We start from the raw sequence: 12,206 nt of genomic DNA, 5'->3' as shown, positions 1-12,206 counted from the left end.
GTCAGACCGTGCCGGGCATCGCCTTCGGCTTGACCTTCACTCCACGGTTGTCGATGCCAGGCCAGCGCTGCTCGATGTAGCGGAGCACCGGTGGGGCGATGAAGATCGACGAGAAGGTGCCGGTAAAGACACCGAAGAACATCACCAGGGCAAACGGACGGATCACCTGGCCACCGAAGATCGCCAGTGCACCAAGCGTGGAGAGCGTGGTCGCGTGGGTCAGCACCGAGCGTGGCAGCGTCTCATTGATCGAGCGATTCAGGATGCTCGTCAGTTCATCGCGCCGGTGCTTGTGCAGGTTCTCGCGCACACGGTCGAAGATGATGATGGTGTCGTTCAGCGAGTAACCGACCATCGAGAGCACCGCGGCAACCACCACCAGCGACACTTCCATCTTCACGATCGAGATGAAACAGATCGTCAGGATGATGTCGTGGGCGGTGGCCAGGACGGCAGCCACACCGAAGCGCCACTCGAAGCGATAGGCCAGATACGCCAGCACGGCGAAGAATGAGAGGAAGACGGCGAGGAACGCTTTGCTGCGCAATTCGCCACCGACTTTCGGCCCGACCAGCTGAGCCTGCCCCTTGGTCCACTTGCCGGCGCCGAGCACGTTATCGAGTGCCCCGGTGATGGCGGCAGAGGTCTTCGACGTGTTGTCGGCATCGGCGCCCTTCACGGCCGTGCGGGCCGTGACAAGGTACTCATTGGTGCCGAACGAAGTGATCTCGGCGCCCGGGAGACCCACGGCGTCGAGGCCCGCGCGTACCGCACCGACATTGACCGGGGTACCGGTCGGCACCGTGAAGCCGTACTGGGTGCCGCCGGTGAACTCGATCGAGTAAGTGATCGGGCGGATGGCCAGGTCGATCAGGCCGACGGCCAGCAGCACCAGCGTGATGATGAACGCCTTGCGCCGGTAGCCGATGAAATCGTAGTTCGCGTGTCCGAAGATTCGCGTCATGGGTCAGATGCTCAGCGTTGTAGCGTCAGACTTCCGATCCAGCCAGATCAGGAAGAAGGTCTTGGTCGCGAACACGGCGGTGATCATCGAGGCCGCGATACCCAGGATCAGTGTCACGGCGAAGCCCTTCACCGGGCCGGTACCGAACTGGAAGAGGAAGAGCGCGGTCAGCACCGTCGCCACGTTGGAGTCGACGATGGCAGCCATCGCGTGACGGAAGCCCTCCTCCACCGCGATGCGGGTACTGCGCCCGGCGATGAGCTCCTCGCGGATGCGCTCGAAGATCAGCACGTTCGCGTCGACGGCGATACCGACCGAGAGGGCGATACCGGCGATGCCCGGCAAGGTCAGGGTCGCCTCGATGGCGCTGAGCCCGGCGAGCGTGAAGAGCAGATAGAGTGCGAGCGCGGCAACCGCGAGGGCGCCCGACATCCGGTAGTAGCCCACCATGATGAGGATGACGCAGATCGTGCCGACGATGCCGGCGGTGATCCCCTCATGAATCGAGTCGGCACCAAGTGAAGCGAGGACCTGCTTCTCCTCGACGATCTTGAGTGGCACCGGCAGCGAGCCGGCCTTGAGCGTCAGCGCCAGATCCTGCGCATCGGCAATCGAGCGGCCGCCGAGTTCGATCTGACCACGACGGTCGATGCGCGAGTTGATGACCGGCGGCGGACCCTGAACGAAGTTGTCGAGGACGATCGCCATGAAGTCACCGACGTGCGAACCGGTTTGGGCGCCGAAGCGGCGGCCGCCCGCGCGGTCGAGGGCAAAGTTCACGATCGGGCGATTGGTCAGCTGATCAATCTGCGCCGTCGCATCCTCGAGCGACTCTCCGGTCACGATCGGCTTGTCGTCGAGGGCGTAGAGCATCCGGACCTGCTCGGCACCGACCGCCGTGGGCGACTGCGCCCACTTGAGGTCAACACCACGCGGCCAGAGTCGCTTGATCTCGGGGAGGTGCAGCAGCGAGTCGACGCGCGGATACGCGGACTCCTGCACGACGTATTCACCCGGCACCCGGCTGCCGATCGCCGTCGACGACGTGATCAGGCTCTGCAGCACCGAGCCAACCTTGGCCGAGGTGTCGGTGGCAGCCTTGGCCGCCGGCGCGGCCTTGCCCGTGTCGCTCTTCGCGGCAGCTTTCTTCGAGGTATCCGCGGCCGCCGACTTGGTGGTGTCCTTGCCACCGAGCAGCGCCTCGACGCCCTTCGCAGGCGCAGCACCATCGGGGGTCAGGCTCTTGACGCCGAGCTGGGCGAGCGCGCGGTCCATCGACGGCAACGCATTCTCGAAGGCGCCACTCTTGTCGGAAAGGCGGAACTCGAGGAAGGCGTTGCTGGTGACGATCGCCTTGGCGCGCTCCGGCTCCTTGAGCCCGGCGAGTTCGACGACGATGCGGTCACCGACGCGCTGGATCACCGGTTCGGTCACGCCGAACTGGTCGATGCGCTTGCGGAGCACGCCGAGCGCGATGTCGAGATCGCCCGATGGGTTGGCCGAGACCTTCTGCGACTGATCGAGGTCGAGACCGATATGCATCCCGCCCTGCAGGTCGAGGCCGAGCTTGAGCGGCACGCGCTTGATTTTGGCGTCGTGCATCACCCCGTCGGGGCCGCGCTCACGCACGGTCACGGTACGCGGGATGAGATACGCGATCGACACCACGACAAGCGCGGCGATCAGGATCAATCGGTTGCGGATGGTAGCAAGCATCATCACTCGGGCGCCGTCAGCGGCGCATCAAGGTCCGGATTCGCGGCGGCCAGCGTGGCCATCGCGAGGGTACGGTCGACCAGCAACTGCTGCTGGAGCGCCGCCACGCCGTCGAAACGGCGAATCTCCCGCAGGGGTGCGATCCAGGTGACACGCACCCAGCGGTGGTACAGATCCCCCTCGAAACCGAAGAGGTGGATTTCCAGCAAGCGGCGCCCGTCGTCGAACGTGGGACGGTGCCCCTGATTCATCATCCCGCCAAACCGGCCGACGGGCGTATCGACTACAACGGCGTACACACCATCGGGTGGCAGCAACTTCCGCGGCGTCACCCGGAGGTTCAGCGTCGGGAAGCCGATCGTCCGGCCGCGTGCCGCCCCGTGCTCCACCTCGGCACTCACTGAGTAGGGTCGACCGAGCCAGCGCGCCGCGTGATCGAGATCACCGCCCGCAATCGCCCGTCGGATCGCTGTACTCGACACCGACATGCCGCCCTCGGCCCGCACTGGCTCTACTACATCGACCGGAAAGCCGCGAACCTCACCGAGCCTGCGCAGCGTCTCGACGTCGCCGCTGCGCCCTCGCCCGAAACCGTGATCGTGTCCGATCACGAGCTCACGCATGCCGCAGCGCGCGAGCAGCACCTCGTCGACAAACTGCTCCGGCCCCATCGCCGCCATCGCCCGCTCGAAGTGCAACTCCACCACGCGGTCGAGTTGCGACACCGCCAGACACTCCAGCCGTTCTTCCCGCGTCGTCAGACGTTGCGGTGCAGCACCCGGATTCACGACTTCGAGCGGATGCGGCTCGAAGGTGACGAGGACACTCGCCCGCCCGGCTGCCTGCGCTCGCGCCGTGATCTCGTCGAGCACCGCGTGGTGCCCCAGGTGCACACCGTCGAAGGTCCCGACGGTCACCACGCTGCCGCTCGGTGGTACCGCGACCGGCGTCACGCGGCGGGCTCCAGGACCACGACCGGGAACCAGCTTCCGTCCCGCCCCTCCGCCACGGCCACGAGCCTGCCGTCGTCGGCGAGGAGCGCTCCGAAGCCGGTAGACGGCGACTGCTGCGGCAATACGCGTCCGAACCCCAGCTCGCGTACGCCATCGGCGCTTACCACTTCGGCCGGCAAGTGCTGCAGCATCTGCGCGGGCGTCAGCAGCGCACTCGCCGTCACCTCATCCGGCCCTACGGCATCCGCCACCTGAAACGGCCCGATCGATGTGCGGCGCAACTCGGCGCAGTGCGCCGGGATACCGAGCCGCACGCCCAGATCTCTCGCGAGGGCGCGGATGTACGTCCCGCGTCCGACCGTGGCCGCAAGTCGCAGATCCGGCGGCGTCCAGCTGGTCACTTCGAGCGCGTGCACCATCACCTCGACTGGCGGCAGTTCGACCGCGTGTCCCGCGCGCGCAAGCGCATAGCTTCGAGTCCCGGCCACGTGCTTGGCCGAATAGGCCGGCGGCACCTGCATCTGGCGGCCGAGGAGCGAGACTCTCGCGGCGTCGACCTCGGCGTCTGACGGCCACTCCAGGGGAATCGCCGTGTCCGACATCGCACCAGTGGAATCATCGGTGTCACTCGAGTGTCCGAATCGGACCTGCGCATCGTAGCGCTTCTCGGCGCCTTCGATGAAACGAGCCAGGCGTGTCGCCCGCCCGACCAGCACGACCAGCAAACCGGTCGCGAACGGATCGAGCGTGCCGGCGTGGCCGACGCTCCGGGTATTCAGGCGCTTGCGAACGACCGCGACAACATCGTGCGACGTCCACCCCGCCGGCTTGTCAATGAGCAGCCCCCCGATCAGGAGGGTTCCTCCTCGTGTTTCAATCCCGCGAGCAACTCGTCAATCCGCGCGGCGTGCTCGTGACCACGATCGCGGACGAAGTGCAACTCCGGCACGATCCGCGTGGTCAGCGTCTGTGCCACCATCCGCCGCAGGAATCCGGCGGCACTCACCAGCCCCGCGACCGCTTCATCCTTCGCGGCATCGTCGCCGTGCGGCACCACGCGGATGGTCGCGTGCGACAGATCGCGGGTGACTTCCACCGAGCTCACCGTCACCATGCTCACACGGGGATCGCGCACATCCCCGCGCAGCAACGCTTCCGCCAGCACGGCCCGGATGGTCTCGGCCAATTGTTCCGGCCGCCGAGAGGCACCCTTGCCGCCCACGGATCAGTCCTGCGCCGCCGAAGCGGCCAGGGTGCGCTTGATCTCTTCGAGACGGTAGGCCTCGATCCGGTCACCGACCTTGAGGTCGTTGAAGTTCTCGATGCCGATACCGCACTCCTGCCCTTCCTTCACTTCCTTGGCGTCGTCCTTGAAGCGCTTCAGCGACGACAACTCGCCGGTGTACATGGTGACGCCATCGCGGAGGACACGCGCCTTCGAGGTGCGCGTGATGGTCCCCGAGCGAACAATGCAGCCGGCGATGGTGCCGACCCGCGTGACCTTGAACAGCTCGATGATTTCCGCTTCGCCGAGGATGGTCTCCTTCTCCTCCGGCTTGAGCAGGCCCTCGAGCGCGTTCTTCACGTCCTCGACGGCTTCGTAGATGATGCGATAGGTCCGGATGTCGACGCCTTCACGTTCGGCGGCGTTCCGGGCATTGGCATCAGGACGGACGTGGAAGCCGAGAATGATCGCTCCCGACGCCTTCGCGAGCAGCACATCGCTCTCGCTGATCTGACCGACGCCACGGTGCACGATGTCGACGCGGACTTCGCCGGTGCCGAGCTGAGCGAGCGAGTCGGCCAGTGCTTCGGCTGGACCACCCTGGTCGGCCTTGATGATGATCCGCAGCTGGGTGACCGCGCCTTCCTTGAGTGCGCGCGAGATGTCTTCCAGCGTGCCGCCACGAGCGGTACGACGGTTCTGTGCTTCGCGCTCGAGCCGCTGACGCTTCTGCGCGATCTCACGCGCTTCGGTGGCATCGGTGAGCACCTGGAACGAATCGCCCGCGGCCGGAACACCCTCGAAGCCGAGGATCTGCACCGGAATCGACGGACCGGCCGACTTCACCGTCTTGCCGCGCTCATCGAAGAGTGCGCGCACGCGGCCGGAGAACTTGCCGCAGATGAAGTTGTCGCCAACGCGGATGGTGCCCTTCTGCACCAGCACCGTGGCGATCGGGCCCTTGCCCGGATCGAGCGTCGCTTCGATGACGGTACCGACCGGGCGGGCATCGGGATTCGCCTTGAGCTCGAGAATTTCGGCCTGCAGCAGGATCTGCTCGAGCAGGTCGGGCACGCCGAGACCACTCTTCGCCGAGATCGGGGTGTGCATCACCTGGCCGCCGAACTCTTCGAGCACGACGCTGTGCTGCAGCAGGTCCTGCTTCACCTTCGCGACGTTCGCGGAGGGGAGGTCGATCTTGTTGATGGCCACAATCAGCGGCACGCCAGCGTTCTTGGCATGCGAGATCGCTTCGACGGTCTGCGGCATGACCTGGTCATCGGCCGCGATCACCAGCACGACGAGGTCGGTGACCTGCGCACCACGAGCACGCATGGCGGTGAACGCCTGGTGACCCGGTGTGTCGAGGAAGGTGATGGAGCGCTTCCCCGGCAATTCGATGTGATAGGCACCGATGTGCTGCGTGATACCACCGGCTTCACCCGCGACCACATTGGCCTTGCGGATGTAGTCGAGCAGCGAGGTCTTGCCGTGGTCGACGTGACCCATGATGGTCACGACTGGCGGGCGCCATTCCTTCTCGCCCGTCTCCTCGACTTCCTCGACCTCGACCTCGGCGTGGTACTCCTCTTCCTTCACGGCCTCGAAGCCGAATTCCGACGCGATCAGTTCGATCTGGTCGAAGTCGAGCCGCTGGTTCACGGTGACCATCAGGCCGAGTTCCTTGAAGGCGAACGCGACGATCTGGTTGGCCGGAATCTTCATTGCGGCCGCGAGCTCGCTCACCGAGATGAACTCGTTGACGCGAATCCGGGTCTTCTCGCGCTCCTTTTCCTCGGCCGCACGCGACGCGATGATATCGCGGTACGACGGCTCGTCGGAGCGGGTCTTCTTGCGCGGACCAGCAGTGCCCTTCATCCCGTGCAGCGTCTTCAGGATGTTGGCCTGCACCTGATCCTGGTCGACGAAGCTCTTCTTTCCCTTCTTCCCCTTCTTGCGGCCACCGCCCGGCTGGGCATCAGGGCCGAAGGTGCGCGCGACCGGCGCGCCGGGCGAGGCCGGACCACTCCCAGCGCGCCCAGGTGCGGGCGTGCTCGAAGAGAAGACCGGACGCGGACGGCCGCCGGGTCCACTGCCCTGTCCACCACGTTGCGGTGGGCCGGACGGACGACCACCCTGCTGACCGCCGGCGGCAGGCGCCGGACGCTGAATGCGAGGTGGAATGAACGGCTTGGGGACGCCCCCGGGACCTGAGGGTGCGGTGGTCGGGTCGCCCTGCGTTGGTTGCCTGGTCTGAGGCGCGCTCGGCCGCGGCGGCATCGAAGGCCGCTGCGGGATGAACGGCCGCTCCACCGCCGGGGCTGGCTCGACAGCCGGTGCCACAGGCTTCTCAGCCACGGGTGCGGCGGCGGTTGGCTCGGTCTCGGCGGCCGGCTCGGCCTCGGGAGCCGCTGGTTCCGGCGGGAGGTCCTTGAAGAGCAGCTTCGCGCGCTCCTCGAGCGAGAGCCCCGGCTTCACGTCGGATGCCGGCTTCTCGAGCTCGAGCGCGGGCGGCAGCTCGAAGGCCACCTTGGCTTCGTGCTCCGCATCGACGGCGGCCTTGGCTTCCTGCTCGGCGACCTCGGCGGCGGTGCGACGACGACGCACCGGCTTCGCCTCGGCGACGGGTGCGGGCGCGGGCGCTTCGACGACCTTGCGGCGACCCTTCTTCGGGGCCGGCGCTTCAGCTGCCTTGCGCTTCTCGCGTTCCCACCGCACTCGCACTGCGGAGACCTGATCGGGCTCCAGCGACGACATATGGCTGCGCACGAAGATGTTCATTTCGCGCAGCATTCCCATGAGCTGTTCCACAGGAACGCTGAATTCCGCAGCGAGGTCGTGCACACGACTCTTGACCACTAACCACTCCTCCGTCAGGTCCCGTCCCGAGGCGCACTCGCCGCGAGAATTCCCGCCGCCAACGCTCGGTCCTTCACTCCTACCACCATCACCGGCGGGCGCCCGAGGCGTTGCCCCATCCGGTCGGCCGAGGGCCCGATGACAATCGGGATTCCGGTGGCCACTGCCAGTCGCTTCACCTTTTCCATCGCGCGGGGCGACGCATCCTCCGCGAGCACCACCGCGAAACACTTCTGCCGTTTCAGGAACGCGCGGGTTCCGTCGACACCGGCCACCACATTGCCACCGGCCGCGCCCAGCCCGAGCAGGGCGAGGACGCGATCATTGCCGTCAGGCCGCGGGGGCGTCTCCACCCTCGGGCTCCTCCTCGGTCAGCTCCGACAGGAACTTCAACAGCTCCTCGGTGATGCCGGGGGTCATGCCGGGAATCCGCTCGATGTCGTCGGACTCCAGATCGATCACATCATTCAGCGCCGAGAAGCCGGCCTGATCAAGAATCGCCACGAGCTCCGGGGACAGCCCTTCGAGCTGCGCCAGCGGGACGCGCGCTTCGGGATCGTCCTCGGCCGCGATCGGCGAGAAGAGCGGGCCTTCGCCCCCGCGCTCGAGCCATTCGCGGCTCGAATAGAGGTCGATCTTCCAGCCCGTCAGCTCCGATGCGAGGCGAACGTTCTGCCCGTTGCGGCCGATCGCCAGCGAGAGCTGGTCTTCGTCGACGACGGCCTGAATCGTCTTGGTGGCCGGATCGGAGAAGACCTTGGCCACGCGCGCGGGCGCCAGCGCCAGGCGCGCGAAGCGCTCGGGATCGGGCGACCAGGGGACGATATCGATCCGCTCGCCGCCGAGTTCGTTCACCACGGCCTGCACGCGCGATCCCTTGAGACCGACGCAGGCGCCGACCGGGTCGATGGCGTCATCACGTGAGATGACGGCAACCTTGGTGCGGGAGCCGACTTCGCGGGCGATGCCGCGGACTTCCACGATGCCCTGCTGGATCTCGGGCACTTCCAGCTTGAACAGTGCGACCACGAAGAGCGGGTCGCCGCGCGAGAGAATGAGTCGCGGGCCCTTGGGCGTTTCCTCGATGCGCTTCAACACGGCGCGAATGGTGTCGCCCTGATGGAAGTGCTCGCGATGATTCTGTTCGCGGTACGGCACGATCGCTTCGGCTTCGCGGAAGCGATTGAGCATGATCACGAACTTGCCGCGCTCGACCTGCTGGATCTCGCCGGAGAGCAGCTCACCGACCTTGCTGGTGAACTCGTCGCGGATGCGATTGCGCTCGCCTTCGCGGACCCGCTGGATGATCCGCTGCTTCGCGGCCTGCACCGCGAGCCGGCCGAAAGTCTCGAAGGGCACTTCTTCCTCGAGGACATCGCCGACCTGGAAGTCGGGATCCTCGAAGCGCGCCTCTTCGACCGAGACCTGCGCGCTCGAATCCTCGACCGCGTCGACCACCTGCCGGAGCCGGGTAACCGAGAGCGTCCCCTGCAGCTCGTCGACATTGAGCTCGAAGCGGACATTCGGACCGTACTTCTTCATCAGCGCGGCGTGAATGCCGTCGCGCAACAGATCGAGCAGTTCCGAGCGCTCAAGCTGCTTCGTGTTCGACAATTCACGGAAGGCCGACAGCATTTCGGCGGACGTCGCCATCTACGATTCTCCTGCTTCCCGGTTACCAGCGGTTGACCAGTCGACCACCAGGGTGGCCTCCTTGATCGCCTCAAGGGACAGCGTGACGGGTGCCCCGCCCAGCTCGAGTGTCACGTGCAAATCGTCGGGGACAGCGGTGATGCGTGCCTGTTGCTGCCCCGGAACTCCAGCGGCCTTGATGCGGATCGCCCGCCCGATGTAGCGGCGCCAGTGCTCGACGAAACGGATCGGCCGTTCGATACCCGGCGACGAGACCTCGAGGGTCCACGCCGGCCCCACGACGCCGGCGATCTCGAGCTGCTGCTCCAGCGCGCGCGACACGGTCTCGCAATCGCTGCTCGTGATGCCGTGACCACGTCGTCCGCCACCGGGCACGTCAATGCGCAATCGCACGATTCGGCGTGTCGCCGAACCAGCGATGCGAACGTCCACCAGTTCGAATCCGAGGTCATCCACGGCGGCGCGGAGCGCCTCTGGGCTGAGATCGGTGGTGGTCACGTCCGGACCCGGTAGGGGGTAAAAAAGAAAAAATGTCGGGGGAAACCCGACACTCGCCGACTGCACGCAAGTTCCCCCAGCACCTGAAGATAGCGCCGAAGCGGGCGGGAGGTCAACTAGAGAGGAGACTAGAGATGAGAGACTAGAGACTAGAGACAGGCTTCGTACGTTGTCGGCCTGAGTTGAGCCCGCGAAGCGGGCTCGGCAAACAGGCCACGCGTCTCTAGTCTCTGGACACTAGTCTCTAGTCTCTAGTCTCTAGTCTCTGGTCTCTGGTAGTCCCAAGTACGCCACCATCCTCCCATCAGCCCCGCCACTCCCCCGGTGGGAGAAGAAGTCAGCACGCTCTCTGGAGGTGCAGTGCGTCGAGAGCGTAAACTCTCTGATTCCAATGGTTTCCGCTTGCGACTTGAGAACTGACCTGAGGTCGAGATGCCACGGCCCGGGCCCCAAAGCCTGCTCCCCGACGCCGGTCATCACCTCGGCGCCCACCTCGTAGCATGGCCCGGAGATGGCCACCCCGGCGTGGCCGACGATTTCCTCGGGGCGGGCGCCGGTGCGCGCCCCCAGCAGGGCGACCCCGTTGGCCAGGATTCCTGCCGCGGTGCCGCGCCAGCCGGCGTGGAGGAGGGCGACTGCGCGCTGTCGGGGAGCCACGAGATAGACCGGGACACAATCAGCCACTGTCACGAGCAGCAGCCGGCCGGGCTGGCTGGTGACGTGGCCGTCGGCGCCCTCGAAGAGGGTCCAGCCGGCGGGAGCCGATTCGTGGCAGAGTACCCGACCGCCGTGGACCTGGTGGGCCAGAAGCGCCCCGGGGAAATCAGCGAAATGGCTCAGGAACTGACGCCAGCGCCCCATCACTGCGCCCACCTGAGCGCGGCCCCAGAGGCCGAGGTCAAACGGCTCTTCGCCCCTGCCCCGGCCAGTGATGCCGGCAACCACGCCGAAGCGCTCACGCCATCCCGGAACTTCCCAGAGCGGGAGTTCGCCCGGAACGGGCAGCTCGTCAGTCGTCGACACGCTCGATTTCGGCGCCGAGCGCGCGCAGCCGGACGTCGATCTTCTCGTAGCCGCGCTCGATCTGCCCGATGTTATGGATAGTGCTGGTCCCTTCGGCCGCGAGCGCCGCCAGCAGCATCGCCATGCCGGCGCGGATGTCGGGCGACTCGACCTTGCTGCCGCGCAAGGCGGAAGGCCCGCTGATGACCGCTCGGTGCGGGTCACAGAGGACGATCCGCGCCCCCATCCCCACCAGCTTGTCGACGAAGAAGAGTCGCGACTCGAACATCTTCTCGTGGATCAGCACCATCCCCTCGCACTGGGTAGCAGCAACGATGGCAATCGACATGACGTCGGCCGGGAAGGCTGGCCACGGCCCGTCTTCGAGCTTCGGGACGTGTCCCCCGAGATCGGGGCGAACGCGCCGCTCCTGACCCGCATCGACGATGAGATTGTCGCCATCGATGCGCGGCCGGATGCCGAGCCGGTCGAAGCCGAGCAGGGTGCTGCGCAAATCGTCGGCGCGAACTCCCTCGATCGTGATCTGGCCGTTGGTCACGGCTGCAAGGCCGATGAAGGAGCCGATCTCGATGTGGTCTGCCCCGATGCTGTAGCTGGCGCCGCCGAGTGGGAGTCCTCCTTCGATGGTGTAGGTGTTGCTGCCGATCCCGTCGATCTTCGCGCCCATCGCGACCAGCACGCGGGCGGTGTCCTGGACGTGCGGCTCGCAGGCAGCGTTCCGCAGGACCGTCCGACCCTTGGCCATCACCGCCGCCATCAGGGCATTCTCGGTCCCGGTGACACTCGGCTCATCCAGGAAGATTTCGGCACCCACCAGCTGTTTGGCGGAGATTTCGAAGCGATCACCCACACTCACCGACGCGCCGAGGCGCTCGAGCGCGAGGAAGTGGGTGTCTACGCGACGACGCCCAATCACGTCTCCACCCGGCGGAGGAAGCACGACCTGCCCGAACCGGGCGAGAAGGGGCCCCGCTAGAAGAATCGACGCCCGAATCCGGGTGCAGAGCACCGGGTCGAGCGGTTTGGGCTGGACATTCCGGGTATCGATGGTCAGCGCGTTGGGACCGTTCCACGAGACCGATGCCCCGAGGTCGGCGATGATCTCGAGCAGCGTCTCGACATCGCGAATCCGGGGAATGTTGTCGAGCGCGACCGGCCCGTCGGCGAGCAACGTGGCTGCGATGACCGGCAGGGCCGCGTTCTTGTTTCCTGCGGGGCGGATCGTGCCGGAAAGCTGGCGACCGCCGGTGACCACGAAGCGTGGAGGCATAGTCCCGCAAAGCTCGTCGGCTCGCGTGACAGCCGCAAGCGGCGC

General features: G+C 66.4%; 11 protein-coding genes. All 11 read right to left on the bottom strand.

Annotation, left to right across the window (positions count from 1 at the left end; all coding sequences use genetic code 11):
- Window position 1: 1 nt before the first annotated feature.
- The 11 genes from secF to murA all read right to left on the bottom strand — a co-directional run bounded on the left by secF (window position 2) and on the right by murA (window position 12,161).
- Complete coding sequence (secF, locus tag V4558_12910) at window positions 2–964, bottom strand: protein translocase subunit SecF (GenBank protein ID MES2306408.1); 963 nt, start codon at window positions 962–964, stop codon at window positions 2–4.
- A gap of 3 nt (window positions 965–967) precedes the next feature.
- A complete protein-coding gene (gene secD, locus V4558_12905) occupies window positions 968–2,683 on the bottom strand; it encodes a protein translocase subunit SecD (protein MES2306407.1) in 1,716 nt (571 codons plus the stop codon).
- The gene (ribF, locus tag V4558_12900; protein MES2306406.1) at window positions 2,683–3,633 is read right to left on the bottom strand and encodes a riboflavin biosynthesis protein RibF; all 951 of its coding nucleotides are present in this window, start codon (window positions 3,631–3,633) and stop codon (window positions 2,683–2,685) included. The genes secD and ribF overlap by 1 nt, the downstream gene beginning before the upstream one ends.
- Window positions 3,630–4,469: a tRNA pseudouridine(55) synthase TruB gene (gene truB / locus V4558_12895; GenBank protein MES2306405.1), complete on the bottom strand. Its 840-nt coding sequence runs from the start codon at window positions 4,467–4,469 to the stop codon at window positions 3,630–3,632. Before truB ends, ribF begins: the two co-directional genes overlap by 4 nt.
- Window positions 4,470–4,483: 14 nt before the next feature.
- A complete protein-coding gene (rbfA, locus tag V4558_12890) occupies window positions 4,484–4,855 on the bottom strand; it encodes a 30S ribosome-binding factor RbfA (protein ID MES2306404.1) in 372 nt (123 codons plus the stop codon).
- 3 nt (window positions 4,856–4,858) lie between these two features.
- Window positions 4,859–7,717 (bottom strand): translation initiation factor IF-2, encoded by a 2,859-nt coding sequence (gene infB / locus V4558_12885; protein ID MES2306403.1) that lies wholly within the window; start codon window positions 7,715–7,717, stop codon window positions 4,859–4,861.
- A gap of 14 nt (window positions 7,718–7,731) precedes the next feature.
- A complete protein-coding gene (locus V4558_12880) occupies window positions 7,732–8,070 on the bottom strand; it encodes a ribosomal L7Ae/L30e/S12e/Gadd45 family protein (protein ID MES2306402.1) in 339 nt (112 codons plus the stop codon).
- Entirely contained in the window at window positions 8,048–9,370 is a 1,323-nt protein-coding gene (nusA, locus tag V4558_12875) for a transcription termination factor NusA (GenBank protein MES2306401.1), read from the bottom strand. Before nusA ends, V4558_12880 begins: the two co-directional genes overlap by 23 nt.
- The gene (gene rimP / locus V4558_12870) at window positions 9,371–9,868 is read right to left on the bottom strand and encodes a ribosome maturation factor RimP (GenBank protein MES2306400.1); all 498 of its coding nucleotides are present in this window, start codon (window positions 9,866–9,868) and stop codon (window positions 9,371–9,373) included.
- Window positions 9,869–10,126: 258 nt separating this feature from the next.
- Window positions 10,127–10,891, bottom strand: a complete 765-nt coding sequence (locus V4558_12865) for a polyphenol oxidase family protein (GenBank protein MES2306399.1) — start codon at window positions 10,889–10,891, stop codon at window positions 10,127–10,129.
- Complete coding sequence (gene murA / locus V4558_12860) at window positions 10,878–12,161, bottom strand: UDP-N-acetylglucosamine 1-carboxyvinyltransferase (GenBank protein ID MES2306398.1); 1,284 nt, start codon at window positions 12,159–12,161, stop codon at window positions 10,878–10,880. Before murA ends, V4558_12865 begins: the two co-directional genes overlap by 14 nt.
- Window positions 12,162–12,206 lie beyond the last annotated feature (45 nt).

The sequence above is a fragment of the Gemmatimonadota bacterium genome (assembly GCA_040388535.1).
Lineage (GTDB): Bacteria > Gemmatimonadota > Gemmatimonadetes > Gemmatimonadales > GWC2-71-9 > Palsa-1233.
The sequence above is the reverse complement of the archived record's forward strand: the minus strand, read 5'-3'. Positions and strand labels throughout refer to the sequence as shown.